We start from the raw sequence: 25,308 nt of genomic DNA, 5'->3' as shown, positions 1-25,308 counted from the left end.
TGCGCTGCGCGCATTTGTGGGGGACGTTGCGCACTGCTCACGTCCCTGATGTATCGCAATTGGCTAATAAAAATCACAAATAGTCTCTATGGATGATACTAAAAATGGACTTTTTTAGGTGGGTAATCTATAATTAATACAGTTAGTTAGATGAATTTTCGGCGCCTGGCGGTACTAAAACCCAGGCGCGGTAATAGGGACAGCACTAAGGAATAGCAGCATGAATACACAGAGCGCAAATTTTAACTATGGCCAACTGAGTGAGCTACCGCCGATGCGGGGGTTGGGTATCCGAATTCAATGGGGTAAGGCGGCCGTAATGCGCGTTATCGATGAGCGAAAAGCTGATAGCGAAGAGCTTGAAGCGGTGATTGAGGCGCAAGCTGCAGGGTACCGCGATTTCAGTTTAGGTGAGACTGAACCGCCACATATGTTAACTGACGTTCCTGAATTGGTCAGCGCATGGTTAGAGGGATGGGGGTTTGCAGCATCCTGCTACGACACATCTACTTGTGAGACGTGCCAGAACGACCGCGGCGAACCTTGCCCGCATCACGATTAGCCGACCTAATAATTCAGTTGACGAGGGGTTCTGAGATGACTGCTTTCACTGTAAATACCATCAACAATCTGCCAGTTGGCCTGCGAAATGTGATCGGCAAGCATTTCGCGGATAATCGTTACAGCGAAACGCGGGATTATTACGACCAGCTGCTCCCGCGTTATCGAGTTACGGTCTGTTTTCATGCAGGGCTTAAAATGCACCATACCGCGATGGAATTCGATGCCATGTCTATGGCAGAGCGCGAACAAATCGTGCAATCGCTTGACGAGCTGCGAGGGGCGTTCTCAAAAAGCAGGAGGGCGTTCAGCAGACTGATGACGTTCTTGACTTGCTTGCGGGTCAGTGAACGCCGGACGCTGTATCGGCATGCAGGGCTGTCTGATAAGGAATTTCAGCTGCCAATCTCCAGTATTGACAAAGAAGACAGCGAACTGAGAAAGGCCATTATCACGGCATTAGATGAGCTGTGCTCGTTGTTTGCGGATATGCCAGTAATCCTGGCAACTGTCCGGGCAGAAAACTATCTGGCTGAACTGGAGAACGTGTGATGCATAGCTATGATGACAATAAAATCATCCCTGGCCTGCGTAAGCAACTGCTATCCTGCGACACGATTCCTGCAGCGAGGGCGTTTTTTTCTGCGCCGGTCATCGACCTGGATAGCTACGATAGCATTATCATCTGCATGTCCGGCGGGAAAGATTCGATAGCCTGTCTGCTGCACCTGATTGATCTGGGCGTTAATCTGGCACGGGTTGAGCTCTGGCATCATGATGTAGACGGCAGAGAAGGTTCTACGCTGATGGACTGGCCGTTCATGGCTGACTACAACACAAAGCTGGCGCAGACGTTCGGACTACCTATTTATTTTTCCTGGCTGGAAGGGGGATTTGAAGGGGAGATGCTGAAGGAAAATGCATACAGTCGGCCGCATCATGTGCAGACCCCTGAAGGGCTACTGGTATTGCCACGTGACACAATGAGAGCGAAGCCAGGGACACGTTTAAAGTTTCCTCAGAAATCGTCCAATTTACAAACCCGTTGGTGCAGTTCTGCGCTGAAAATTGATGTTGGCAGACGCGCGCTCAACAATCAAAGCCGTTTCGATGGTCAGCGAGTGCTCTTTATTACAGGTGAACGTCGTGAAGAAAGTATGAACCGCGGTAGATATAACCAGTTAGAACCGCATGCATGCGATCGCCGTTCCGGAAGAAAGTCCCGTTTGGTTGACGCATGGCGTCCTGTGCTTGACTGGTCAGAAGAACGCGTGTGGGAGGTGTTGCAGCGGTACGGTGTTCTGGCCCCTGTGCCATACCGACTTGGCTGGGATCGATCGTCGTGCATGAAATGCATATTCATTGATGCGGTGCTGTGGGCAACGCTGCGGCATTATTTCCCAGGCAGTGTCGATGACATCATGGGTTATGAAGAGCGGTTTGGTACGACAATTAGTCGTAGTCGTAATCGTATTTCCGTCCGAGAGTTATCAGTAAAAGCTAAACCGCTCGATATTGATGACGGTGAGGCGCTTGTGCAGGCCGTTCGTCGTGAGTATTTGCTTCCTGTTCTAACGTCTCCAGATAAGTGGCAACTTCCATCCGGGGCGTACAAGAAAACAGGGTGTGGTCCAACGTAATTAACATGCTAATTCAAATGGCATGTTAATTAATCTGACCATATCTAGTGATGATACTTAAAGTTGACTTTTAGCTTTGCTCGCTATACTGTTTGCCGTATTACCCTTATTTATCAGCGTTCATATTCGCTAGATTGCAGATTGTGAGAAAATATATGGCCATAGAAAGAATCTCAAGGGACGAGTGGGATCGCCTGCTGCCTTCACTAGGAAAATGCAGCAAGGTGACGATCGATATTGCTCATGATGTTTTAGTTGATGGGCGCAAACAAGTTGATGTCTGTGCAACATATGACAGAAGTAAGCAGACAGTTAACGCTGCTATCGTGCGTGTACGGAAGCTTTTTGAAGAAGTTAATTCGGAACCCGACATGGAATTCGTGTCGGTCTGGCTTCCCAGGGAAGAGGCGAAAGAAGTTAGAAAGATGGCGAGCAAGTATAGTTTGAATAGTAAGTAAACCGCTCGGTTATTTGTCAGCAGCAATTCGTTGCTGCCTTTTTAATAAGATCATGTTCGACCTCTGCTTGTCCTCTTGAGCACAACACATTAATTCCTGAACTTTGCCGTAGTCGGCCTGGCAGAGATTGGGAGAATGACGTCATCGGCCAATGATTGGCATCAGACCTCAAATGACAATTCCTATTGACGTAACCTCTAGTTGCATATCCCTTGCCATGCTCTAAAAAGAGCTATTGCCCGCTGCAAACATCATTCAAAGCCTGAATAAAAGTATCATTTAATTTTACTAAATGTTTACTTTTTGGCTTGTATAAGCTACCCTTAATTCTGTTAGTTAAATGATTTTAGCTGTGTTAGTTGGAGATTATTGAGCTTGTTTCTGAACAATCAGAAATAAAAAAAGCAGGGTTTCCCCTGCTTCTCATGCCGGTTTACCCCTGAGAAAGCTAGACCGGCATTCATCAAAACTACATGGAGACAAACCCATGCAACATCATGAGAGATCAATCATTACACCAACTGTTGTGTATGTAAAGCTGATGGCGGAAGAATGCCAGACGCCGCGTAAACAAGTTCGCTTTATTCGCGATGAGATAGCGCCCAGTGAACTGGATCCAAAAATGCTCGATCGCGGGGACGACATTGCTCGGCGGTGTAGTAAAGGGCAACCCGTAAGAATTCCCGCCATGCAGATGAGCGAGCTGGGTCATGTGTTACGGTCACTGGAGCTGAAAAGGGCTTGCGCCTGATTTAATTGCCGTCCGGACAGGGCGGCATTTCAGATGGATGAAGAGATCACCGTGAATACAAGTGAAGTGAGAACCAGAGCGAAGCAATTAATCGCTAAATGGGAACCAATGTTGAAGCAGGGCACGACCGTAGGAGTTTCTAACGTCACTAAATATGGAGACGAACAAATTGAAATTCGTAGAGAAGGGGTGCTGTATTGGCGAGCATGGACGTTTGAGGAGGGCTTTCTGACCGATTTTGAGAGAAATTTGGACTTTAGCCGATGCTAATATGATTGAGTAATATGAGCCAGTGCTGCGGCACTGCTCATTTTTTTTCAATCTTATGCAGGGATTCAAGCATCGTGAGCATAGATTCTCGCGGATGTTTACGTGGGTGCTTTCGCCAGTCTGGCAGTAATTGGTTAGTGCTCAAGGCGATGGTGGCCAGTTCTGTGAGATGTGAAACTTCTTTAGCATTCTCCCAGTCATGCAATGTCCGAAGGCAGATCCCAAGCTCTCTCGCCGCTTTCTCTCTGGACCAGTACATCCCTTTTCTCCACAGTTTTAGTTCCCATCCGGTCATTTTTTTAATCTCAAAAAGTGCAAAAATTGCACTTATTTTAACGTTATCTCGGAGTTGAAAAAAGGGTTTTCTATCTACAGATATCACAAGTCTCGCAAAGTTTTTGTTTCGTAAGTTCAACAAGTCACATTTCATAAAGTGGAAGTCCAAACTCAACCTCTGCTGCAACTGATTTGTCCTGGTCAGATCTGCGCAAAATTTCCTGACGTAGTTCCTCGTCAGGTTCTGATCCAGTTTTACACTTCCCGTTCCGGAACTGCGTTTGCCTTCATTTTTACGATCTGTCTGAAATGATGGAGGGCCGCTGGGAGCATAGTACTGTCAAATTTCTGAATGGAGCAAGGGCGGGAATTTTTACTACGGTAGCTGGTAGATGATCTTAAAGACAAAAAGGCAGGTCTAACGACGAAGCTCTGGCCCCTTCGGCTCCCCGTCGTAGCCGGGTCGTCGCCTGCACTCCGCGTGGTGGCCAGAATGTCCACCGCGCTCCGCGGAGCCGCATGCGTCTCCGTCCTTACGGATAGCAAGCGATGCCTGAAAACCACGCTTGCAGCTGCCGTACCGGCAGCGCCGCTTTCACTGGCCGCGTTGCGGCCGCAAAGGAAGCCGGACTAAAGCCCGGCTCTTCTGGTGTTTCCCTTTTACCTCACATTGCGGTGCTCCTGGGTCCGTGACAGACGCTGCCCCGTCCTGGTCCATAAACAAGGTAAGGCTAAAGCCCGCTGCACTCACCCGTTCGCACTCCCTCCGGTCGCTTGCGCTGCGGCTTCCTGCATCGCCCTTGTTTTTGGCCCGGGCGGCCGGGGCGGTCTGAAGTCACGGCCCCAGGCTCCCCGCTTCCGAACAAGGAAATAAAAGGGAAACGCCAGAAGGGAGCCGGAGGCAACCAACGAGGAGAAAGTTATGGACGATATGGTTTTTTACCCGAAAGGGCAGCTGTTTTTTGAGGAAGCCATTCACGACGGTAAACAGTTCGTGACTCGCTACGGTAAACAGCCGCTGGATGTTATTAACATGCAGGACGAACAGTACGTACTGGTTTCCCGTAATGAAGCAATTGAAATGATCCGCGAAGCCGCACGAAAGCCAGTTGAAGAAATCACAGCGGAAATTTTTAACGACCAGCTTGAGGCTATGCCACCGATCGACTGGTACGGAAAAGGAGACGATCAGTCTTTCAAACTTGCAGAGATGCACGTGGAGGACATGACCGATATTTACGCCTATTACCGTGGTCGCTACTTCCGTTTTCGTGACCGCGTAAGCATGAAACATAGCGAAATTATTCAACGGATAGAGCGGGAGGTGTACGCAAAGCAAAAATAAAAAGGTGTTCCGACCTTTGACTGGTAACTCTCTGCCCGGCTATATGCCGGGCGTATAGCCCACCATCGGCGCAGGGGCTTACAGCAGGGTTTGCCTGTGTCGCCCCCGCAGTTTCCGCAAGACAGATCCCGAAAGGAAATGGGCATAGCCCACCACTTCTTACTGGCGTTTCTCTTTTAGTTCATGAACTCATCCCTAATCCCCTTTGCCATGAAAGACACTCGCCCGGCCAGCGCGTTCAGGAGAACATGACGAAAGGCGGCGTGTGGGGGAAAACAGCCAAAGGAAAATTCCCGCGTACCCGCCCAGTTAATGGAATTGATGGTGACGTAAAGCTGAATCGCGCACTATGGGAAATGGCTGAAAAAATGAAGGAACTAAAATATTAATCTTCTTGTGGTGGGGATAATTCCCCGCCAAATTTTGGTCCTTTCAGTTTGCTCAGGTGTTGAACCTGAACAAACTGATCACCCCCGCCCGCCGAAAGGTAATCGCCACATTCGTAGCGTTTACCTTTCACCCGTCCGCCCCCAGGGGCTCCCCTGTTTAGGTCAGGCAGTTTTATTCATTGGATCAGGTGTGTTTTCAGATGGATCATTTTTTCTGGTTCTGCTGACACGGTTTTTAGGTTTCTTTTTGCTATTCAATATTTCCCGAATTGCTTTCACGCTAGTTGGGATGCCTGCCGTTGAAAGCGCATCCCGTATATCTTCGATGCTATAACCTTTTTTTTCTGACAGCTCGATAATCTGGTCACGCAGCTGCTCAAGAACATCAGTTTTAGTAAGCCGTTTCTTTGAGAGATCCGGTAGATCACTAAGGGAATCTTTAGCTTGGGAAATATCTTCTTCGCTATACCATTTTTTATCAGACATTCAACGCTTCCTTCCTAGACAACGAAATTACTCAGCCAAAATTATACCTTTTCGCCTGCCAGAGTGGCAAATCCATGTTTTTCATGGCGTAAGCCAGTGACGGCACCGCCGAAATCAAATACACTGCAACTCATGAACACAAAACTAGTGGCAAACGTGGGACAGGGTATGTTTTGTAGCACCGCCTGCACGCAGACGGTCCCACAAAACGCCCTGGTCAGGACTCCGTCCCGACACCCTATTAATCGTTCCGCCTGTCAGGCTGTGCAGGAATTGAAAATGAGTAAGAGTGAAAGACGCCAGCGATCAGCGCTGCTGGGCAGTGTTCGTTGTTACCCTGAAGAGAAAGCACAGATACAGGAAAGTGCTAAAGCTGCGGGCATCTCGACAGGTGAGTTTTTGCGGCGAGCCGCTCTCGGAAGACGTATTGTCGCAAAAGGTGATACCCGGCAGATGAATGAAATCTTGAAACTGGGGGGCCTGCAAAAACATCTTTATACAGAGATGCAAAAGCAGGGAATGATGACTCCAGAGCTGAGTAAGCAGTTTGCCGAGACACTGGCTCAGTTGCAGAAGACGTTAATGAAATTCAGGGCTGACAGCCTGAACAATACAGAGGACTAGATGCTTGCGGTAGTGGCTGAGCGCCGTCGTGATGGTAAATCCAGTTTTGTTCAACTCGTCTCATATACCATCCTGCGTGATGATGTTGAGATGAGCGAAACGCTATCGCCTGAAAAACCCTTCGTCCGAAAATCTCGCTCTGAGGATAAGATATTCAACGACCTGGTAGGGTATGCAACGCGTAATGCGCTACCCGATTCACAGGATGTTATCGCAACTTTCCCTGACGGACGCCAGCAGGTGCGTTGCGATAAAGTCATTTGTGAAACCAACTGCTTCTCTCTGTCGACGGCATCCACGGAAATGGATATGGTTGCCATGCAAAACACCCGCTGTAACGACCCTGTATATCATGTCATTCTGTCCTGGCCGGAATCAGAACGACCTACGCCAGATCAGATTTTTGATTCGGCTCGCCATTGCCTGAAACGTATGGGTATGGAAGGGCATCAGTATGTCTTCGCCATTCATGATGATACTGATAACTTGCATTGCCATCTGACGGTGAACCGCATCAACCCAGTGAGTTATAAAGCTGCATCACTGTATAACGATCACTTCACCCTGGATCGCTGCTGCCGTGAGCTCGAGCTGAAGAACGGATGGAAACATGATAATGGTCCCTACAAAGTTAACGAAGACGGCGCGATCGTTCGTAACCGCAGCTTCTATAAATCAGCACCTTCAGCTGCGCGCCAGCTGGAGCACTTTGGTGATACGGAAAGCCTGTTTTCTTATGCCGTAGATAATTGCCGCGGAAAAATTGATGGCGTGTTTCTTCAACCTGACTACACCTGGGATGACGTTCATAATGTATTAGTTTCAGCCGGACTGGAGTTACGTCCGAAAGGTCAGGGTCTGGCTATTTATGATATGGGGAGTGATGTCCAGGCACCTATCAAAGCCAGCGATCTCCATCCAGAACTTACTCTGGACAGTCAGCAGGAATTGATCGGTAAATTCATTCCTGCCACGATTCATCGTGAAACTGATAACGTGGGTAGAGAACGTTTGCTGAGTACGGTAGATATTCAATCCCAGTACAACGATCGTCTTCATCGTCGTGATATGGGCGCCCGCTCTGAACGCCGTGTTCAGCGCGCCGAAGCTCGTCAGGATTTAATAGCGCGATATAAAGCATATAAAACTGCGTTTGTTCGCCCTGGAATTTCCGTCGACACCCTAAGAAATCGGTTCCGAGAATTGTCCGCAAGCTATCGTATCCGGAAAAATAATGTCCGAATTTCACAGCGTGATCCTCTGCTTCGTAAGTTGATGCTCCGCGCGCTGGAAGTCGAAAAAATGAAAGATATGGCCGCTTTGCGTTTGCAAATTCGTGAAGAGCGTAAAGCGCTTAAAGAGGTGCCGGGTTATCGACCATTGTCGTATAGAGCATGGGTAGAGATGCAGGCCACCAAACATGACGCTGCTGCTATCTCGCAACTTCGTGGCTGGGCATATCGGGAGAAGCGCAACAATCGCACGGCAGCAATCTCTGGCAACATCATTCTCAATTCTGTTGCTGATGATATCCGTCCTGCTCAAATCCGCGGTTATGAAACACAGGTTAACCGTGACGGTGCCGTTGTATATAACTCCGGTGGTAAGCCTGTATTGCTTGATCGTGGTTTGCTTATTGAGGTTGCCGATGCACCGGCAGAGAAGGGTAAAAACATCGCTATGGCGCTGCACATCTGCGGTGAGAAGAGTGGAGAGAAAGTGGAGATCAGAGGGGATAAATCCTTCGTTAACGGGACCATTCAATACATCCCGCATTTCAACGCATCGTCAGGTAAAACAGTTCCGCTTACGCACCCTGTTCAGCGCCAGCTTGCCGGTTATTATGTCTCACCTGAAGCGCTGCATGATGCATATTTAGCCGGCGGAAATATGCGGCCACATGTACCACCTAAGCCCAATATTAAGAACTAACGCCAGGTCAGGAATGCGGTTTCCGAATGGATGAGAAACTTAAACACGCAGATAACGTAAATCTGAGATTGTGATTGCGCATTAATGCAAAGCTACTGAGGTGAGACAATGAGAAATGTTCTGGCTCCATATTACAAGGTTTGCTACCGCACAGCTGACCAGGTGTCACGTATTAGCAATGCACTGGCTGGCAGCTTTATGTATTTTGCCGTGGCGCAGGATGCGTTTGATACCGGGCTTTTCTGCCAGAAAATCCTCACTCCAGTATGGGAGTTGTCTATTGAGAAACGCTTTGACGTTCTTGGCAAACGCTTCGAGCTATTAAGCAAGGATAGTTTATCTCATGTAGATAAATCACTGATTGGTTAGGTGCCCTTTTCATTCCGTGAATTCAGGCCAACACCATTAATTACCTAGACGAAAAAAAAGCCGGAGGGGGGCACCCTTCCGGCTTTTTTGATTATAGCTAATTGGATTCTTAACTCTTCCCCGGAGAGAACCCCGTGGTGATGTGTAATTCAGTACCTGGTGTCGTCAGCGGTACGAGTAAAATCGTCACTATAATCGTGCTGAGTAATGTTCTGATACCAGTCGTCATAACCGAGGTTTCTATCTGAAATTGGTTGGGATAAATGTTGACCGACCGGCGGTGGTTGGTCCGGTACCGGCTCTCTTTGTAAAGTAGAAGGAAGCGTAATGCCGACACTGTTCCTGTGCGCCTCCTCGACTCGCTTTTTGGAAATACGGATGGATTCCTGCTCTTTAAGCCAGTAATAGCGTCCACCGGTTTGCTCCAGGGCTTCAATAGCCGTTTCGAATAAAAGAATGCCACGTTGTTCTGGCGTAAAATTAAGGTCGTCTCGGTTATCGAGGTCTGTGGCCACACTGGTTATGGCCATCAGCGTCTTATCGGCTAAGCGAGCATTCAGGCGGCCATTCCATGCTCCTGGTAAAGTCGAGCGACAGATATCGATAATATTAGAAACTCGATCCTGTGAGACTGGTCGCCGGCGCACAGCTGCAGGTACTTCATTGCATAAATCACTAAAGTCAGGACGCCGTAAAGGAACATAGCGGTTAATTTTGACGCTCAGCTTTGAAATCTTTTCGTTGTCAGGAATGTAGATAGAACTGCTACGTACCTGGCGATCTTCGAAGACAATGATGCCCTGTCCTTCCTTGAGTGCTTTAAGCTCATCCAACTGGATGTTATCCCTGTCTCTGAACTCAACGCGGTCTACGTCCTCGTAGCCTCCCATGCCGGTTCGGCTCATGGTGCGCTGCTCAGCGTACTGCCCGGTCCCGCCAACAGCCCGGATCATCTTCAGCGTATCTTCGGTATCCTCAGTTTTCATAAACTGTTTGGTCCCGAGGTTGGCATTAACTGAATGAACCTCTTTCCCGTGACGCATCATCGCCTGCAGGTCCTGCGCCAGAATAACCAGCATGTACTTGAGGCTTCGCATCTGGGCCGCAAGTTTTTCCAGCCCTGGTGCGAAATAGTAACCAACTTCATCGCAGATGAGCATAAACGGGAATTTACTGGCGAATTTCTTCACTGTGAGTGTGTGTTCTGGGGAACCTTCAATTTTGTTACCCAGGTCCTTTGCGATGTTCATCCTAATGTCAGATATATACAACTTACCCAGGGTGGCTGCTTCGTTATCAGAAAGCTCCAGCGCCGGAATAAGCACTACCAGGGTACGATCGTTATGCAGGATATCCTGCATATCGATATCACCGCCGTTCTTGGGAAATACGTGGCCATAGGTATCGTTAAACATACTAAGCATGCGGGTAAACTGCTGGATGAGATAGCCATGCTGATCAAGCGCGCCCTGGGACCATTCTCCGGGGCGGTTGATGAGTTTCATATCAAAGCCGGCTAGGTTGGCCAGATAATTTTCCATGGGCTTATAGCCCTCTTCGTGCCATCCCTCTTCAAGAGCTTCACGATACAGCCCGACGAATTTTATAAGCGGCAGATAGGACTGAATGACGCCCTGAGTCAGCATAGTGTTATCGCGCGCGCGCTTATAACACAGAGCGTAGATCAGGGCATTCATCATGGCTCGGGCTTTATCCTTCCATCCTTCATCGCTGCCGTTTCCCGCTGGCAACAGTGACTCCATCAGCTGGATAATGAATGTCGGACTACCATAGGCGAACGGGTTGGTGCTATTGGACTGAGGGCGGGATTTATCCCCGATCATCAGTTTTTTGAAGCGGTCGTCATTGCCAGTGATGAAATTAAGTACGTGCCAGTCGTCCTCCTGCCCGAAACGTCTGGCCATTGACCATGTTGCCACAGCGAGATCGATCTGCGCCTTACCGTCTGAAATACAGCATCCCCGTGCCCAGCACAGCGCATTTAAGTACAGCGAGTAGAGGGTTTCAGTTTTACCGCCGCCAGTTGTGGCCATGATCTGCATGTGCCTCAGAGCATCAGAGCTTTCAAGCCACAACTCTTTGCCGCGGTCACGGCCACGTCCTATGCCAAGACAGAGGACTCCTTTCGCTTTCTTCACGATTATCTTGGGAAGATTGAGTTTCAAAAAAGGGATATTCCAGCTTTCTTCTCTTTCAGTGGAGAGGTCGAAGCCTCCAACATCCATCGGTATTCGGAGGGGTAATCTAAAACGCTGATCGCTGAATGCGACCAGCAGGATGATGTTAAATGGCAAAGACAGCAGAAGTGTGGCTGGCCATACCACACCAAAGATAAGTGAGCACGCCAGGAAAAGCTGTACAGAGAACGGTGCAAGCATTATTCGTTCTGCCAGGCGCCCCTGTACTTGCCGGCTAACGAGCCTGTTTTCTAACGGCCCATGGCGACTTTTTAGATCCATCTTATATCCCTCATTGCGCGTTATTCATGAAAGCCTGCATCGCGGCATCGCTTGTCATGGCTTGTAATGGAACCAGGCGCCCGTCATCGGTTATGACGGTCGGCGTGCCAGGCAATTTGTAGAGTTCAAAAGCCATATCGTTACGGGCTAGGGCGTTTTGCCCTGCTTCACAACTCGAGGCTGGCGTATCAGATTTCGCATTCGGGTTCAGCATGCCGGCGCCAATATCGAAAAGGCTGCGCCACATATCCGCCCGTTTATCTGCGGGCGCGCACAGCATTGGGACGACTTGTTCTGCTGTTCGGGCTTTACCTATCAGCGTCACCGGGAAAATTTCAATGTTGTACTGCGAGGAGAAAGCCTGCACGGTCGGCTCAAAAATCTTGCAATTCGGGCATTCCGGATCGGCAAAAATGTATAGCGTTCGTGGGTGGCCAGATGAGAGCTGAATAGTAAATTCCTGCTTTGCCGCACCGTTCTTCAGACGTGTAGCCAGGAGATTACGGGCTTCAGCTGCTTCCTCAGCTGAAAGCGAACCAGGCTCTGCCGCTGGAGTTGGTACAGTGGAACCAACAGATACAGCAGGCGACGGTTTTACGAGCGCAGGTGCCGGTGATTCGACTGGTGTTGATTCAAGTGATAGTGCCGGGGGCTGGGGGGGCATTACCCACACCGGCGGTTGGACTGAAGAAGATGAATGCCAGAGCGAGGAGGTCCATGCACCGACGAGAAACACAGCCATAGCCCCCGGAATCAACCAGCTATAGCCAGCTTTGCGTTTTTCTTTAATAGCCATGCTCTGCAGAGCATTGGCTGTGGCGTCCATAATACTTTCAGCGAGCTTTTGATCATCTGAAGAGAACAGTTTGGCAGCCCCTTTAGAAGCGTAACGCAGCCAGATAGTGTGCTGCCCATTATCCAGCTCAAGTGTCAGCTGGTAACTATTACTCATCGGGCCGGAGAGATTAAACAGGCTGCGGCCGTTAAGGCGAACCTGCAGGTGTTGTCCATGAATTTCGGTAGTTGTTTGTTTTACGATTTGTTCTGACATGGGGTTATCTCATTTTTGGGCGGAAAGTATGTACGTGCCGATGGACATGCTGTTCGTCGGTAGTGGAGTTCATTAACTGGTTATTTCCTGCTTCGTCTTCGTCTTCATCTGCGTCATCAACATCATGAAGAGAAGGTTTTGTCGGGGCGGGTTCTTCTACGACAGCTCCGAGATTTCTCAGATCTGTTTCAAGTCCCTCGATGGCCAGTGACATGATCGGTTTGGTTAATCTGACCCGATACCGTGACGCCAGTTTCTCCCAGTGCGCTTGGCTTACCACGCCAGCACCTTCGACGAATGGCCAGGGCCGGCCAGTGGAAGCAAGTGCATACCAGAGTGTACGGTCAAGGCCCTTCAGCCAGCGGTATCTTCTGATAGGGAGATGCAGGTCGTTATCGTGCAGTGCCGTGATGGAGGTACGCGCATAGTTGTATTGTTTAATCCATTTTTGCGCTGCTGGCGTCTCTGTGACTTTACGAAATGCGGAAGTGGCCATCGCCAGATTGGGATATCCAATTTTGTTGCGGTATTTGCGGTCTGACTTAAGAGTGGAACGGTTGAGTGCATCTAATAGCTGCTCCGCTTCACCACGTTTATCAAGGAAGTGTTGCAACCCGAAAATCGCAAACATAGCGCGTTCATGATCGTTGAAGCGGTCAAAGTCTTTTTTATCGTGCTGCAGCGGCGTACCTAGCTGCGCAATGAAGAGTTTTTCTGCCTGATCTTTCTTCAGGCGGTTATTAACAACAAGCTTGTGCTCGATGACAAATTCATCAGGCGTCTGAGCACTGCGATGTTCAGCTGGATCCACATTTAATAGCTGCGTTTTCCTATCCCCATAGCTCAGTGCCGGCAGAATGGCAGGGGAGAACTGCGCCATGATTCGTGGGAGCGTATTGATTGATATATCGCGGCTGGTTCGGCTTGCCTGATGCCGACGAACGGCAATAATGCCGATGATCGCCAGTGGTATCAGGGCTATTAGCAAAATACCTGCCGTGGCATCCATGACAGTGAAAAATTTACCCCATGAAACATTCTCAGCATTGTTATGCGTAGTGGCCAGCAGGTTGATTCGCCATGCAGCTGCATTATGAAATTGCTGAAAGTCAGCCAGGCTCCATAACCAGTAGAGAAGGGTAGTGGTGCATTCAATGGTTAACTGCCGAAAAAATAACGCTGTTACCATTAGTGTGATAAACAGGCCGACAGCGGCCATCGTCCAGTCATTATTGGACTGGACGTCCTTACGGACAGGTTGTGTCATGAGAGGACCCTGTAGTATTCAGATATAAAGAAGAGGCACCCTGAACAGGGTGCCCCGAAGTAGATATGCGCGGAGGGTTGCTGCGGAAGAGTGTTACTGTGGCGGTAGGATCAAGTTCAGGCCATTTGCTTCTGCGATTTTATTAGCCTGATGCTCAACGCATCCGGGCACCGCATACTCGTATTTCCACTGCTGATGGCGCATGGCATTGATTTTTTCGTAAAGCATTGCTGCTTTACCGGAAGTAATAGAGACCGTTGGAAGTTCTGGATTACCTGTATAAATTGTCAACTTGTTGCCTTCAAGTTCGACTGATTTCCAGTCATACATTCCAAACCCCATTACCCGAACGTCGCGTGGGAAAAAGAAGTTCAGAATGGACGTCTCTGGGTGGCTGATGTAGAGAATGGTCCCTTTTTGCGTATCAAGCCCCAGGTAACCCCAGCCCGTACGATTCATGGCAATATTTTGTGGCGAAGGGTTATTCAATCCTGATTCGCTGAAGAACTTGGTGAAGGCTTTAATGTTTTTCTTCTGCTTTTTAATTGAGAAAACAATAAGTGTCATAGCTAAAGCGAGAGTTATCCAAAGGAATAACGCCAAAGGAATATCTTGTTGACGCAGGCCATTGAATATCTCATCGCGATAAACATAGGTAAAGCCAGCCAGAAATATATGTATCGGCAAACCAATGAACAAGTATCCAAATGATAGAACCCCTGCGACAGCTACAGGCCAATTTTTTCTGTAAGTATCATAGTATTTTACTGACATATTTATCTTCCTGATATCTATCTGAGCCGTTTGCTGGCCAGATTGTAAACTTGACTATGCTCCCGTTTTCCAACTGCAACGACAGCAATGATTAATTCATCGTTAATAACCTGATAAACAAGCCGGAAGCCTGATGCACGCAATTTTATTTTGTAGCAGTCAGGCATTCCTCTCAGTTTTGCCGAAGGTATATGCGGATTTTCAGCACATGCCTTTAGGTTTTTAGCAAATTGTTGCTGAATAGATTTATCAAGATGATTCCACTCTTTGAGTGCGTCAGTCCTGAACTTAATCTTATAGGTCATAGATACTGATCCAGCTCAACGTCATGCAGGGGGTGCTTGCTCCGCTTTTCAACCAGCGCAGCAAGTTCCTGATCGTCGATATATTCCAGCATCTTTTCATAGAGTTCAGCAGGTACACAGTAGAAAGCAGGCCGGTTATGGTTCATTATCGCCACCGGATAACCCGCGCCGGCTTTGACCGTGGCCATGGGATTTTTCTTCAGTTCGCTGACACTTGCGGTTGTGTCGCTATGAATAGTGTTTGGCATGCTTACCTCAGGATCAGATGAAGGTGCTGATATAAATGTAGCACAAAAAAGACCTAAATATAGGTCTTTTTTTCGGCGAAAATTGGATTATTTAAACCCGTTAGCATCGTCCCCTGGTTTTACCGAGTCGATTTTTTTCAGACCAGGCGTTTGTCCAGTTTTACTGCCAAATCCTGCAAACATACTGCGTGCTGATTCAACGGCACCTTTCATCATTTGAGCAGCTTCCCTTCCACCAAGCCAGGCTATCACGTAATCCGGTAAATAAACCTGAAGGCTAAATGCCGACGAAACCAACGTGGTACATAGGCGAGCGTAAATCATCAAAATCCCGATTATACTTGCCAGACCGGTTACTGAATCAGCCTGTACGTTTGCGAGGGCTGGGGTTATTAGCATGTTCAGAAGCGTACCTATGGCAACAACTACGAGACTTGCAAAGAAGAACCCGAACACCATAAGGGATGGACGAATAGCCGCATCTATGAGGAATATATAGCCATAATTAGCGCGGCTACCTTTATCCTCTTCCGTTCCAATATGGGTAGCGGCCCACAAAGACCCAGCTGTTGTACCGATTAACACGCTACCAAGCCAGGAGGTGCAGGCTGTGATCCAATATATCAACGGTATGAATGGCAGGAATATCGAAAGAGAAAACCCAACGCTTAATAGTATGAAGAGAATGAAGTACACCACCGGGGAAACAGAGCTCATTATGCTTTTAGCTATATATCCAACACCAGAAACAGTGTTAATTATCCTCGCAATTCCGTTCCCGTCAGCAGAAGCCCAATCAACGGCCGCTTTCGCTGCAGTAAAAGCGGTGAAGGCGAGTTGTGCTCCAATTAACGTATAATCACCGATAGCCTTCATTTTAAGTAATGGATTGACCTGTGTAGACGAGTCAGGCCCATCTTGCATTACGTTCTGGATTATTTCGCTGGTTAACCACTGTCCATTGGACATGACTTTCGTTAGCGCATCATTTGCAGTTTGTACGTCATCAATATTGCCATTACCAGAAGCATTAACTGAACCAAGCGGAGGCGTATAGCTTGAGTTCTTTCTTTGTGAAGCCAGCGCAGTACGTATCTCTTGAAGAAGCTTTCCTACACCGACCTCCCCGATATTTGACTGTCCAGTTACGACAGGACTTTTGTGGGCAATTGAATTTACTTTCTGATTTGCTGTGGCAAAAGACTGATACCAGGCACCGAGAGCAATCCAACCGCTTTGTTTCAGGTAATTAGCAAGTTCATTGCGAATTGTACCTTCATTATTTACGCTCGATGCTGCCGCGGTTATGGTGTCTTCATAGCGCCGTGCAGCTTGTTGGATTTCTGCTTCTACATCAGGAAGTTTGGACTGGCCGCCCTCCTGGTAGCTTTTCCACGCGCTCACAAAATTTTCGGCACTGCTGGAGAGTGTGTTATTGATCTCTGAAAATGCGTTCATCTGAGCATTCTCAATAGGTCCGGAATTTATCGGTACGCTAAAGGAGAACCATGAGTCACTGTCTTTTGTTTCTGGAAGCTTTGCGCTCCCACATATTGCGCTGCCGTTCGTAATACGAATCTCGCGGCCATCGGAGGAGCGTCGCTCAGACATTGCGGGCGTATTGCTGCTCCCAACCTGGTGCATTTCAGCCTGTTCAGTGTTTAACGCAGCCTTGCACAGATACATATCAAATACACCGCGCGCAGCAGTGATGGTCTCACCGGCGACGGGTTGCATTATAAGGGACTGACCATCCATGATTGCATCAGCAGCCTTGTCGGTAAGGAGATTGGCGCTGCCAACACCCATAATCGAGGCCATCCACAAAAATGCCAGATTGGATATGGACCATCCGGAAGGCGTTGGAACCAGGGCCATGAAGCCAGCCAGTGAGGACACCGGCGCCATCATTGTGTTCCCCTGTCCAAATACTCTCCCGCGATTACCAGTCAGTACGGTGGCACGCAGTGTGATCGCCATAAACCAGATAAATGCCAAGCCAGCGATAATGGCGTTAAAGACGCCATATAACAGGCCTATAAAGCTGACGTTTTGCGGTTGCAGAGGATTATTTACAACATCGCCAAACACCATGATAAGCAACTGACGAGATAAGTCAGAGTTGCGTGTCGCGGCGCCGGTAATAGTGTCGTAATTGATACTGTCTGCAAAAGCTGGCAACGACAAACTGACCGCTCCGAGAGCGGTCAGTAACAGAAGCAGTCTTTTCATAGAGTTTTTCCAAAACGAGCAGAATGCGCGTCCGTAGGACGGCATAGGTGAAATCAGGCAGGGGAACGCCAGGTGAATACGTCTTTAATCCAAGCTTGCGAGGCTCGCCACTGGGTAAATAGACCTAACTCCTTGTTAAGCAGTTGCCATATTCGAAACTGATTTTTCATCGCGTTTACGAATAGCATGCCGGCAAAAGCTGCCAGCATGAATATCATGCTCAGCAAGCGAAACAGGAATACCCCATACATAGGGAGTCCAGATGCCAGGGTCATGATCGGGAGTAGTATCAGAATCCCGGCCGTCATGAAGAACATCATTAACCAGATCCGTTTAGCCAGCAGATAACGCCGTATCAGCGACTCACGACTCTGGCCGCTGGCGGCTACGGCCTCATCAAAACTGAGCGTCTCGGTTTCTTTTTTGGTTGATTCAGGTTTTAGGCGACGAAATCGTTCCGCATTTTTCTCTGCTGCGTATCGGGCAGCGTGAACCATGCGACCTGCCTCCCAGAGCGGGAGGACGAGGTTGGCGGTGAACCATGCTTTTTTTCCAATTTTCTTCATTGACGAGTTGCCCCCGCAGCGGCCTGTTGCAGTTTCTCTGCCAGACGTGGTTCGTAGTATTGAGCACCCTGTAAGCTGAGCTGTTGCCCACTCAGGATCGCGTTCTCATGCAGTTGCTGTTTAATTCCCAGAAGAAGAGCGTTCTGAAGGCTCTGGACACGGATGGATTCGCGTACCAGGTTATCACCATCCATTCCCTGCAGGTCTGTCTGGTAATCGGTATTGGCATAGCGGCGATTAACTTCAAAGGACTCAAATTCACGCAGAGACATCAGGCCGGTGCGCTTTGCCTCTTCAGAGGCGTTTGCGTCATACCATGCCTTGCTGGATGGCGTTTGCAGGGTTTCTGCCAGTACATCTTTAGTTGCTTCGTTGGGCTGGCTGGCAGCAACCATGGCCAGCTGAGGCTGTTCAGCAGCGCTTTGGATCGAATCGTGCTCTGTCATCATTCCTATGTACTGACGACCGCTGTCGGTTTTGACTTCACCTTTTTTCAGCGCTCGTCCCACGCTACGGCGCGATGAGTTTTTCAGGTACATCATTGCAGCGTCGGTTTGCTCCTGACTAAATGTGAGTTCCGGGGCTTTATCCTCCGGGCCAGCGCCAGCCAGTAATGAGCGGATTTGTTTATCGCCTCCAGGCAGATCGGATACGCCGTTACAGAGGTCACCCCAGGCATCAGCGTCCTCTTTGGTGCAATAGTTGCGGTGGATGTCAGCGGTGGCAAACAGGTCTTTTTCTGGCGCATCAGGTTTTGATGAAAGGGCTTTTTTGACTGCAGAGTTGTTAACTCCCCCCCCACGGGATAGGCTCGCCTGTTTAGCTCCGGCCTGACGAGAAATTTGCGTTGCTTGCCCCGACGATGATTCGCTGCAGATCGAGTCAGGAACGGTGTAACTGCGTCTGGCTTCCTCCAGATTCTGAATCTGTTGGGCATATGTCGCGTATTTCTGCATGTTCTCGGTCGATTGCTGGATCATTGCGGCAATTTTGTCGTTTCCGGAGCTGACAGCGCCCCCAATCTGCTGATTGGTGCTGAGAATACTGCCGAGCGTGCCGTTAGCTGTCGATAGCTGGGGAACGACCTCGGTAGTTATTGGCATGCTGGACATGACTTCAACGGGATAGGCGAACGCCTGATACACAGGCAGCATCACACCGCCTATGCAGGCAGCCAGTATGAGTTTTTTCATGGGACTCTCTGTATTAGATTTGCAGGCCGCGAGCTGCGATAAGCTCGCTGGCCAGACGGTTAATCACGTTGCCATGGTCGGTTTCTTTGGCTTCTTTCTGGCGTAAATCAATCAGCTTTATTGCACTACCAGTCGGGAAGGCTTCGGCCAGAATGGCGCGGGCCGTTCGTCCGTCGAACAAGTCATACAGCTGATCGCGCAGCGCAGCATCTTTCGGTGTGGAGTTCAGCGCCCAGAGCTCTTTCGGACCCAGCGTGTTTTTGAGAATTTGCACCACCCGGCCCGTTTTCAGACGGAATACTGCGAGGAAATGGGTTCCGCTGCCGTCAGGGGATGCACCAGAACCTATGTACCGGAAAGCCTGAGCCGTATGCGCCGGCACACCAAAATGTTCAGTCAGGAGGGGTAAATCTTCATGGCTGACCTGCATCAGGTATAGGCTGTTCGCAGACTTCAGAATTTCGTGCGGGAAGTGGTTCAGGTATTGAGAACTTAAAACGGTGCGAATAAAGAATTTACGGTTTTCAAGATCCTGAGTAACCAGCTTGTTCATAATGAACGGGATATCCTTCGCATTGTGTAGCTCGTCGTAGATTTTGGTTTTTACCTCCTGCGCCAGCTGTATAAGACGTTCGTGATGGAAGGGGCGGTATGCTTCAGGCAGATGACTCATGAGCTCGTTGCGGTACTGGGGCAGCTCAAAGTGCCCGGCAGCAAGTTGGCCAGCATAGAGATACATAAGACCTGTTTTAACTTGCCCTGCTCGAGTTTTACCGCCTACGACGTTGTTAAGATCAATTGCGATAACACGGGTATCCGGGTTAAGTTCAAATACCGTCCGGCCTGCCAGCATTTTGTAGGAACTTAATGCGTCAGCCAGGCAGCGACCAATGTAAGACAGAAGTTTTTCACCGCTAGCTTCACGCGTGATATCTCCATACTGGGCTTTGACATCTTCGTCATTGAGATACAGCTGCAGATCGCTCAGCTCAGGCATTGCCTGGTAATGTGCTCTTGTCGCAGCTTTAATCTCTCCTTTATTAAAAAGCAGATCGCGAACTTCGTACCATGTAGCTTTAGTCCACCATGTCTCATCGTAATCGTGGCGTATCCCCGTTTTATCCAGAGCTTCGTCTACTTCCGGTTCGAGTGTTTGTGCATAGCGTACCGGTGACTTATCAGCATTAAATTCAAATGTCATATCAATGACTTTGCTGAGAATTTGGCGGCAATCCTGAGCATTGGGAGGGATACCTGTCTCCGGATTGACACAGAGCGTTTCGCAAATATTGACCAGATATTCCTTCTCAGGAGTCAGCGGGTATTTCATTCCCAGTTGGACATCAAAAGGGTTTTTGCAATACTCACGGCTGTTTTCCAGTATCAGACCAACCACTTCGTGTTTCCGATGAGATGGAAGCGCATCACGAATCAGCTTGACCAGCCCTTGTGCTGAGAACCCTTTATCTATGTAAGATAAAAATGGCAGGTTGTTTTGACCTGAAAAAAGAATCGCCTCACTTAACGAACCCAGCGCGACGGATTTACCCGTTCCCGGTTCACCGGCTACGATCTCCGTAAACTTGGTCTGAAGATTACTCGCAAGCTTTACCGGGAATGGTTTACCGTCAGGTGTGCCAAAAATAATGCTTGCATCGTCCGCCCATGGCGTTGCCGGTCGCTGCAATGGCAGAAGGGCCAGAGCTGCTGAAAGTGGAGGAAACATCAATGATGGAATACTCAGAGCATTGGCACCGACCATCGTTGATACCCAAGCGCGAACAGGATCGCCAAATGTATCTGTAACCTCACAAATACCCCATGATTGAAGACCCTTCTTCAGAAGAGTTCTGTTTCGTTTAACGATCTCTTTTGTGCGCCCCCAAGTTGATGCGCAGATAGTCATTACACATATCGGTTCTGATTTCTCGGTATTTTCCAGCCACTGAACTGAGTTGTAGATAGGGCGAATAGGTGGCAGGAGCGCTGCCATGCTCAGCACCAGTTTCTTCCCGCCCAGCACGTTGAGACCATTTGGCATCAAATCCATTCGTATACGCCAGGGAAGGCTACGACTCATTTTGCTGAAAAGCTGGCTGAAAGTTTCAGGCTGCTGTGGGCCGAGCGATATAGCTAATGTTGAATGCCAGAAACCGTCGAGATGAATGAAATCACCTTCAACTTTAGGTTTACTGTTAAACAGCTGGTAATTGAGATGAGGAGCAAGCAGGGGAGAATGATCATCACCTTTTGGTAAGCCGTGAGGCCATTTAATGTCTCCAGGCAGAAAAGGCCGCCAGTTTGATGAAGTACTTTCTCTCTCAGCTTCTTCACGAAGATGAAAGCCAAGCTCACGAGCGTTCATTAATCGAATACGCGTGCCGAAATCACCCTTCCCAAACTGGTTTTCAAGAGTGCTGACGAACGTATCGTGGCGGATTTTTAAACCTTCAAGTTCCTGAAAAGCCGGATTTTGACCATAACGTGCACCTGGTGTGTTTTTGAGTATTTTCTCTCTGCGTTTTTCCTCATCTTTTATTTCAATCGGGGCTAATGCCTCACGTGCGGTGTATACCACCATAAACGCGCGCTCGCGGGCAACAAACGGCACCATTTTTTCAATTCGCTCGTCCAGTATATCGGTTAAATCCAACCCCATACGTTTGAGTGATCGATACTGGTGAGCCAGTAATTTACGCAACTCTTCTTCGGCTTTATCAGGGTCCTTTTCAAAGACAAAGCTGAGCTTATGGCCAAGATTCTTAAATTCACTGTTTAGGAGGTTTTGGAGGCGGTCGATATAATTACTGAAAAGGGATGTATCTCTCTTTTCTTGCTCCGTTAAAGCCTCTTGTTCATTAAACTGGCAGTAGGTTCCCTCAACCTCAAAGACACTTGCGTAATGGCCTTGCTCAGTCAGGAAGATGTAAGGGGCATCCATATCCGGCCGACGTTTTTTGTCATCGTCGGTCAGTCCTATTGTGGTGCGTAAGTCGCAGTAGCGAGTGAAATCATGTCCCAGTGCATATCGAGAGGCGTAGGCCAACGCCTCTTCAACACATTGAAGCGCAGAGACTAAAGGATTTTTCATTGTAATACTCTCAGGTGGACTGTCAGGGATGACTACGATATTCATCTAGCAGAAATTGCCAGGCTGTTGGCTTAACAGCAGGTTGTTCTATGTGATCGGAAAGGATGTCTGGGTTTGGAATAAGAGCAATGTGTCTTAATCGCTGTTGTAGATCTTCTCTTTTCTCCTCGGGAACCTGTATAAGCGCCTGCCCAAACTCACCAGGATGGCTCGTACCCCAGAAAGCCTCAGCCTCTTTTCGATGCTCTATTAGCCAGTGAAGAACTGCCGTGGCACCCTTCTTCTGACGGGCATCTCCATGTTGTCGCGCAGCGATTACTGTTCTTAACAAACGGCTGAGGTCAGCAGGTTTTAGTTCAGGCAGATAAACCATCACACCATCATTTGCCCCCAAATTGTTCAGACGGCGACTGCAGGCACAAACAGGGCAAACCACGGCAAGATTTGCATCATCGTGATTATCCAGATTGCCATCTCTGAACATGAGGGTGTTATGTCTGCTGTAATACTCGCAGGTGGCACACTTGCCGCCTGAGAGTTGGTGTGCGCGCTGAGTTAAAACAGGAGAAGGCGCAGCGATATCATGGCCCCAGATTTGTTGACCAACATTGAACGTTTCCTGCTTTACCGGGAATGCTAAACGTAGATATTCCAGACCCATACGAAGCCATCGCCGGCATCGCTTAAGTAAAAGTTCTACAAGCTCGTTATCAGTAGCTGAAGAACGGAGCTTCATCAGATGTTCGGAGAGGCAATTTATTGGCAGAAGATAAATTTCGCTGTCGTTACCGTATGCATCGCGTTTGATCCCGCATAAGAGAAATTCTTCACTTATGGGTTCGACGAATGAACAAAACGCAACATTATCAGGCGGCTTAATAAGCAGTAAATCCGGCTTATTATCTGTTTCATCGTCTAAGCATGCCTCAATTTCAATGGGGCATATTGTGTATAACCTTTCAGGAAGCTTTAGCATTCAGTCTGCTCCGGCAGAAACATCCCTATTTCAGCTACGATTTTCCCCTGGTTCTGAACCGGGATTTTATAGCCTATACCGCCAATTTGCCCCATCACGGCTCTGACTACTTGCTCTGTTACGTCTGTTTCCTGTTTTGTTCCTTTGTCTGCTGCGTAAATACGGTCATGGGCTTCTGAATAATAAATTTCGATGTTCATAGATGAGGTTATTTCTCCGAATTAGTGAGCGAAGCTCCGGCGCACGGCCGGAGCGATAATTTCAGGATTTAGCCGACATCAACTGGATTCAGTTTGATAGTTGTTTGACCTTTTTTGATGAACTGGTCGAGAGCAATCATGATGAAACCAGCCCCCATAAAGGTCAGAATCCATCCCCAACCAATCTGAGGGTTTTTCTTTTTAGCGACCCAGAGGCACACCCCAACTGCCACGCAGCCAATACCGCCGAACTTGGACAGTTTGAGGATACTTTTACCTGAGTTATCAGCGCTATCCGCAACCCCGTCAAACATGCCGAAAAGGTCATCGTCTGCATACGCGGGTAAAGTTAGCGGTCCAAGCAATAAAGTAAGGACCACTCCTAAACGTTCGCGCAGTGAAGACAGTGCCATCTGGATGCGAACGGAAACTAACATTGTAAAATTACTCATTATTACTACCTCTTTGTTGTTGAATTAATTCCAGGTTAAACCCAGTGTTTTTTGCAGTGCATTAAGTAGTTCGGGATTACACGCCAGCAGGATGCCAACTACTCCCATAACTATTCCGGAGGAAACATCTTCACGGGCTGACAAGCCGGTATGGCCATCAACCAGGGACCTTCGGGCTCGTCTAATACCCATATAAAAAAATAAAACCCCGACAACACGCAGAAGCGTTAAGACGGCATCGATGGCCAGTTTTGCCTGCCCCATAGATTCGGGTGCATAGGCTATGGAATCGAATGACACATCCCCAAAGCTCAGGGTGTGAGCCGCCTTGTTCATCATTTGTTGCATGGCGATGAGAGCGCCGCCCAGACAAAATGACACCAGGGCTTTCATACCGTTTGCTGGTTTACCGCTGCGGGAGCTCTTAACGACCGATATCAATGTGGCCAGACAGCCTAAAGCGCCAAAAAATAACCCCAGCGCCAGAATGAGACGTATGCCGCTGGTCTTTAGGTTGTCAGCTACATGGACGAGGATTTGGATGGCGTCCATCAATCCCCCTGGCGAATTACGCCTTTGCTGGTTACGACGATTCGGCGCTCAGCATCAATGCTGCGGATTGTCAGGCCATTTACTTGATCCCCGGGTTGGACGGACCATGTACTACCGTTGTGGGTGATCCAGGCCATACCCGGATATACGGTGTTAATGCGCCAGTTTTTAAGGCCGCTATTAACAGCCGCTGATACGTTTTTCACTCGGTGGGGGGATGTAGTAGTGGAGACCTTCTGAGGAGCTGAAGCCTGCTTTGTGCTAAGGGTATTTAATTTTGCCTCAAGATCAGCCAGGCGTTTTTCGCTATCCCTTATCCTGTCATTCAGGAGCTTTATTGCCTGCCGGTTGGCTTCGCCGTACTCCTTAAGCTCCCTGAATTCCTTGTTATCAACGGAAGCTGTCGCCCCAATAAGTGCCCGGTCAGTGTTTTCTGCCAGTGAGTGGGATGGCTCCGGCTCTGTGATTCCATCAGGAGTGGCTGAACTCAGTTCATCGTCCTGTTTGCTGGATAAGTTTAGGCCTTGTCCTGTGTTCACCTCCTGCTGAGCAGGAGGGGGAGAATCCGGAGTAAGCGCCTGGGCTGGCGGTTCATCTGGCCAAAAGGCATACGCCAGAAGAGCAATCACAGCAGCGCCAGCAAGCAGCAAAGTTTTAAGGTCATAACCCCACAGCCCCCATTTAGGTGCTGTAGGTGATTCTTTTACCGGCGCCGTGTCTGATGGGGTCTCCGACTCATTCGTGCGAATTGTATTAACTTCAGGTAATACGGTCTCCTCCGGCACCAGGTCCGGATCAAAAAAACTTTCTTTCATGATGG

28 protein-coding genes are annotated in these 25,308 nt (G+C 48.8%); 11 read left to right on the top strand and 17 right to left on the bottom strand.

Going from position 1 to position 25,308, the window contains the following annotated elements; genetic code table 11:
• Positions 1-220 precede the first annotated feature (220 nt).
• The 6 genes from R9X49_RS22380 to R9X49_RS22355 all read left to right on the top strand — a co-directional run bounded on the left by R9X49_RS22380 (position 221) and on the right by R9X49_RS22355 (position 3,680).
• Positions 221-562 carry a hypothetical protein gene (locus R9X49_RS22380; protein WP_319850476.1) on the top strand — a complete coding sequence of 114 codons (342 nt, stop codon included), beginning with the start codon at positions 221-223 and terminating at the stop codon, positions 560-562.
• Between the two features lie 35 nt (positions 563-597).
• On the top strand, positions 598-1,113 hold the full coding sequence (locus R9X49_RS22375; protein ID WP_319850474.1) for a replication protein B: 516 nt from the start codon (positions 598-600) through the stop codon (positions 1,111-1,113).
• On the top strand, positions 1,113-2,201 hold the full coding sequence (locus R9X49_RS22370) for a phosphoadenosine phosphosulfate reductase family protein (protein WP_319850473.1): 1,089 nt from the start codon (positions 1,113-1,115) through the stop codon (positions 2,199-2,201). Before R9X49_RS22375 ends, R9X49_RS22370 begins: the two co-directional genes overlap by 1 nt.
• A gap of 155 nt (positions 2,202-2,356) precedes the next feature.
• On the top strand, positions 2,357-2,659 hold the full coding sequence (locus R9X49_RS22365; RefSeq protein ID WP_319850472.1) for a TrfB-related DNA-binding protein: 303 nt from the start codon (positions 2,357-2,359) through the stop codon (positions 2,657-2,659).
• Between the two features lie 487 nt (positions 2,660-3,146).
• Entirely contained in the window at positions 3,147-3,410 is a 264-nt protein-coding gene (locus R9X49_RS22360; protein WP_319850471.1) for a hypothetical protein, read from the top strand.
• 33 nt (positions 3,411-3,443) lie between these two features.
• Positions 3,444-3,680 (top strand): hypothetical protein, encoded by a 237-nt coding sequence (locus tag R9X49_RS22355; protein WP_319850470.1) that lies wholly within the window; start codon positions 3,444-3,446, stop codon positions 3,678-3,680.
• Positions 3,681-3,717: 37 nt separating this feature from the next.
• Here R9X49_RS22355 and R9X49_RS22350 read toward each other — a convergent pair whose 3' ends face one another.
• On the bottom strand, positions 3,718-4,098 hold the full coding sequence (locus R9X49_RS22350; RefSeq protein ID WP_413775909.1) for a hypothetical protein: 381 nt from the start codon (positions 4,096-4,098) through the stop codon (positions 3,718-3,720).
• Positions 4,099-4,878: 780 nt separating this feature from the next.
• Here R9X49_RS22350 and R9X49_RS22345 point away from each other — a divergent pair.
• Positions 4,879-5,301, top strand: a complete 423-nt coding sequence (locus R9X49_RS22345; RefSeq protein WP_319850469.1) for a hypothetical protein — start codon at positions 4,879-4,881, stop codon at positions 5,299-5,301.
• 248 nt (positions 5,302-5,549) lie between these two features.
• Entirely contained in the window at positions 5,550-5,690 is a 141-nt protein-coding gene (locus R9X49_RS22340; RefSeq protein WP_319850468.1) for a hypothetical protein, read from the top strand.
• Between the two features lie 162 nt (positions 5,691-5,852).
• Here the strand turns inward: R9X49_RS22340 and R9X49_RS22335 are convergent, their stop codons facing one another.
• Complete coding sequence (locus tag R9X49_RS22335) at positions 5,853-6,176, bottom strand: molybdopterin-guanine dinucleotide biosynthesis protein MobC (protein WP_319850467.1); 324 nt, start codon at positions 6,174-6,176, stop codon at positions 5,853-5,855.
• 279 nt (positions 6,177-6,455) lie between these two features.
• Between R9X49_RS22335 and mobA the strand changes: the two genes are divergently transcribed.
• The 3 genes from mobA to R9X49_RS22320 all read left to right on the top strand — a co-directional run bounded on the left by mobA (position 6,456) and on the right by R9X49_RS22320 (position 9,101).
• Positions 6,456-6,800: a plasmid mobilization protein MobA gene (mobA, locus tag R9X49_RS22330; RefSeq protein ID WP_043139551.1), complete on the top strand. Its 345-nt coding sequence runs from the start codon at positions 6,456-6,458 to the stop codon at positions 6,798-6,800.
• Positions 6,801-8,732 carry a TraI/MobA(P) family conjugative relaxase gene (gene traI, locus R9X49_RS22325; protein WP_319850466.1) on the top strand — a complete coding sequence of 644 codons (1,932 nt, stop codon included), beginning with the start codon at positions 6,801-6,803 and terminating at the stop codon, positions 8,730-8,732. It abuts the gene before it with no gap.
• A 108-nt stretch (positions 8,733-8,840) separates the two neighbouring features.
• A complete protein-coding gene (locus R9X49_RS22320) occupies positions 8,841-9,101 on the top strand; it encodes a hypothetical protein (protein WP_319850465.1) in 261 nt (86 codons plus the stop codon).
• A 149-nt stretch (positions 9,102-9,250) separates the two neighbouring features.
• Here the strand turns inward: R9X49_RS22320 and trbC are convergent, their stop codons facing one another.
• From trbC to R9X49_RS22245, 15 genes are all read right to left on the bottom strand, one after another.
• The gene (trbC, locus tag R9X49_RS22315; RefSeq protein WP_319850464.1) at positions 9,251-11,581 is read right to left on the bottom strand and encodes an F-type conjugative transfer protein TrbC; all 2,331 of its coding nucleotides are present in this window, start codon (positions 11,579-11,581) and stop codon (positions 9,251-9,253) included.
• Positions 11,582-11,591: 10 nt separating this feature from the next.
• Entirely contained in the window at positions 11,592-12,632 is a 1,041-nt protein-coding gene (locus R9X49_RS22310; RefSeq protein ID WP_319850462.1) for a DsbC family protein, read from the bottom strand.
• Between the two features lie 4 nt (positions 12,633-12,636).
• Positions 12,637-13,899, bottom strand: coding sequence for a conjugal transfer protein TrbA (locus R9X49_RS22305; protein WP_319850461.1), 1,263 nt, complete (start codon positions 13,897-13,899; stop codon positions 12,637-12,639).
• A 93-nt stretch (positions 13,900-13,992) separates the two neighbouring features.
• Positions 13,993-14,673: a plasmid IncI1-type surface exclusion protein ExcA gene (excA, locus tag R9X49_RS22300; protein WP_319850460.1), complete on the bottom strand. Its 681-nt coding sequence runs from the start codon at positions 14,671-14,673 to the stop codon at positions 13,993-13,995.
• Positions 14,674-14,690: 17 nt separating this feature from the next.
• On the bottom strand, positions 14,691-14,978 hold the full coding sequence (locus tag R9X49_RS22295; RefSeq protein ID WP_319850459.1) for a type II toxin-antitoxin system RelE/ParE family toxin: 288 nt from the start codon (positions 14,976-14,978) through the stop codon (positions 14,691-14,693).
• Positions 14,975-15,226 carry an antitoxin gene (locus R9X49_RS22290; RefSeq protein WP_319850458.1) on the bottom strand — a complete coding sequence of 84 codons (252 nt, stop codon included), beginning with the start codon at positions 15,224-15,226 and terminating at the stop codon, positions 14,975-14,977. The genes R9X49_RS22295 and R9X49_RS22290 overlap by 4 nt, the downstream gene beginning before the upstream one ends.
• Before the next feature lie 87 nt (positions 15,227-15,313).
• Positions 15,314-17,458, bottom strand: a complete 2,145-nt coding sequence (locus R9X49_RS22285; protein ID WP_319850456.1) for a DotA/TraY family protein — start codon at positions 17,456-17,458, stop codon at positions 15,314-15,316.
• A 53-nt stretch (positions 17,459-17,511) separates the two neighbouring features.
• Entirely contained in the window at positions 17,512-18,024 is a 513-nt protein-coding gene (gene traX, locus R9X49_RS22280) for a conjugal transfer protein TraX (RefSeq protein WP_319850454.1), read from the bottom strand.
• A complete protein-coding gene (gene traW / locus R9X49_RS22275; RefSeq protein ID WP_319850453.1) occupies positions 18,021-19,217 on the bottom strand; it encodes a conjugal transfer protein TraW in 1,197 nt (398 codons plus the stop codon). The genes traX and traW overlap by 4 nt, the downstream gene beginning before the upstream one ends.
• 13 nt (positions 19,218-19,230) lie before the next feature.
• Positions 19,231-22,308: an ATP-binding protein gene (locus tag R9X49_RS22270; RefSeq protein ID WP_319850452.1), complete on the bottom strand. Its 3,078-nt coding sequence runs from the start codon at positions 22,306-22,308 to the stop codon at positions 19,231-19,233.
• A gap of 22 nt (positions 22,309-22,330) precedes the next feature.
• Positions 22,331-23,284: a hypothetical protein gene (locus R9X49_RS22265; protein ID WP_319850451.1), complete on the bottom strand. Its 954-nt coding sequence runs from the start codon at positions 23,282-23,284 to the stop codon at positions 22,331-22,333.
• Complete coding sequence (locus R9X49_RS22260) at positions 23,278-23,484, bottom strand: hypothetical protein (RefSeq protein ID WP_319850450.1); 207 nt, start codon at positions 23,482-23,484, stop codon at positions 23,278-23,280. Before R9X49_RS22260 ends, R9X49_RS22265 begins: the two co-directional genes overlap by 7 nt.
• Positions 23,485-23,552: 68 nt before the next feature.
• A complete protein-coding gene (locus R9X49_RS22255; protein ID WP_319850449.1) occupies positions 23,553-23,936 on the bottom strand; it encodes a DUF6750 family protein in 384 nt (127 codons plus the stop codon).
• 24 nt (positions 23,937-23,960) lie between these two features.
• Complete coding sequence (gene traQ / locus R9X49_RS22250; RefSeq protein ID WP_319850448.1) at positions 23,961-24,488, bottom strand: conjugal transfer protein TraQ; 528 nt, start codon at positions 24,486-24,488, stop codon at positions 23,961-23,963.
• Positions 24,488-25,303: a hypothetical protein gene (locus R9X49_RS22245; RefSeq protein WP_319850447.1), complete on the bottom strand. Its 816-nt coding sequence runs from the start codon at positions 25,301-25,303 to the stop codon at positions 24,488-24,490. The genes traQ and R9X49_RS22245 overlap by 1 nt, the downstream gene beginning before the upstream one ends.
• Positions 25,304-25,308: the final 5 nt, after the last annotated feature.

It is taken from the genome of Pectobacterium carotovorum, from assembly GCF_033898505.1.
GTDB classification, from domain to species: domain Bacteria; phylum Pseudomonadota; class Gammaproteobacteria; order Enterobacterales; family Enterobacteriaceae; genus Pectobacterium; species Pectobacterium carotovorum_J.
This window is presented reverse-complemented; position numbering and strand designations above follow the sequence as displayed.

Bases quoted from the DNA above. Each gene is read 5' to 3' on its own strand.
- R9X49_RS22260 (WP_319850450.1), bottom strand. From the start codon at position 23,484: ATGAACATCGAAATTTATTATTCAGAAGCCCATGACCGTATTTACGCA.
- R9X49_RS22245 (WP_319850447.1), bottom strand. From the start codon at position 25,303: ATGAAAGAAAGTTTTTTTGATCCGGACCTGGTGCCGGAGGAGACCGTA.
- R9X49_RS22290 (WP_319850458.1), bottom strand. From the start codon at position 15,226: ATGCCAAACACTATTCATAGCGACACAACCGCAAGTGTCAGCGAACTG.
- R9X49_RS22270 (WP_319850452.1), bottom strand. From the start codon at position 22,308: ATGAAAAATCCTTTAGTCTCTGCGCTTCAATGTGTTGAAGAGGCGTTG.
- R9X49_RS22255 (WP_319850449.1), bottom strand. From the start codon at position 23,936: ATGAGTAATTTTACAATGTTAGTTTCCGTTCGCATCCAGATGGCACTG.
- R9X49_RS22320 (WP_319850465.1), top strand. From the start codon at position 8,841: ATGAGAAATGTTCTGGCTCCATATTACAAGGTTTGCTACCGCACAGCT.
- R9X49_RS22335 (WP_319850467.1), bottom strand. From the start codon at position 6,176: ATGTCTGATAAAAAATGGTATAGCGAAGAAGATATTTCCCAAGCTAAA.
- R9X49_RS22295 (WP_319850459.1), bottom strand. From the start codon at position 14,978: ATGACCTATAAGATTAAGTTCAGGACTGACGCACTCAAAGAGTGGAAT.
- R9X49_RS22345 (WP_319850469.1), top strand. From the start codon at position 4,879: ATGGACGATATGGTTTTTTACCCGAAAGGGCAGCTGTTTTTTGAGGAA.
- R9X49_RS22380 (WP_319850476.1), top strand. From the start codon at position 221: ATGAATACACAGAGCGCAAATTTTAACTATGGCCAACTGAGTGAGCTA.
- R9X49_RS22375 (WP_319850474.1), top strand. From the start codon at position 598: ATGACTGCTTTCACTGTAAATACCATCAACAATCTGCCAGTTGGCCTG.
- R9X49_RS22365 (WP_319850472.1), top strand. From the start codon at position 2,357: ATGGCCATAGAAAGAATCTCAAGGGACGAGTGGGATCGCCTGCTGCCT.
- R9X49_RS22265 (WP_319850451.1), bottom strand. From the start codon at position 23,284: ATGCTAAAGCTTCCTGAAAGGTTATACACAATATGCCCCATTGAAATT.
- traQ (WP_319850448.1), bottom strand. From the start codon at position 24,488: ATGGACGCCATCCAAATCCTCGTCCATGTAGCTGACAACCTAAAGACC.
- R9X49_RS22340 (WP_319850468.1), top strand. From the start codon at position 5,550: ATGACGAAAGGCGGCGTGTGGGGGAAAACAGCCAAAGGAAAATTCCCG.
- trbC (WP_319850464.1), bottom strand. From the start codon at position 11,581: ATGGATCTAAAAAGTCGCCATGGGCCGTTAGAAAACAGGCTCGTTAGC.
- R9X49_RS22305 (WP_319850461.1), bottom strand. From the start codon at position 13,899: ATGACACAACCTGTCCGTAAGGACGTCCAGTCCAATAATGACTGGACG.
- R9X49_RS22310 (WP_319850462.1), bottom strand. From the start codon at position 12,632: ATGTCAGAACAAATCGTAAAACAAACAACTACCGAAATTCATGGACAA.
- traW (WP_319850453.1), bottom strand. From the start codon at position 19,217: ATGAAAAAACTCATACTGGCTGCCTGCATAGGCGGTGTGATGCTGCCT.
- R9X49_RS22285 (WP_319850456.1), bottom strand. From the start codon at position 17,458: ATGAAAAGACTGCTTCTGTTACTGACCGCTCTCGGAGCGGTCAGTTTG.
- traX (WP_319850454.1), bottom strand. From the start codon at position 18,024: ATGAAGAAAATTGGAAAAAAAGCATGGTTCACCGCCAACCTCGTCCTC.
- traI (WP_319850466.1), top strand. From the start codon at position 6,801: ATGCTTGCGGTAGTGGCTGAGCGCCGTCGTGATGGTAAATCCAGTTTT.
- mobA (WP_043139551.1), top strand. From the start codon at position 6,456: ATGAGTAAGAGTGAAAGACGCCAGCGATCAGCGCTGCTGGGCAGTGTT.
- R9X49_RS22370 (WP_319850473.1), top strand. From the start codon at position 1,113: ATGCATAGCTATGATGACAATAAAATCATCCCTGGCCTGCGTAAGCAA.
- R9X49_RS22355 (WP_319850470.1), top strand. From the start codon at position 3,444: ATGGATGAAGAGATCACCGTGAATACAAGTGAAGTGAGAACCAGAGCG.
- excA (WP_319850460.1), bottom strand. From the start codon at position 14,673: ATGTCAGTAAAATACTATGATACTTACAGAAAAAATTGGCCTGTAGCT.
- R9X49_RS22360 (WP_319850471.1), top strand. From the start codon at position 3,147: ATGCAACATCATGAGAGATCAATCATTACACCAACTGTTGTGTATGTA.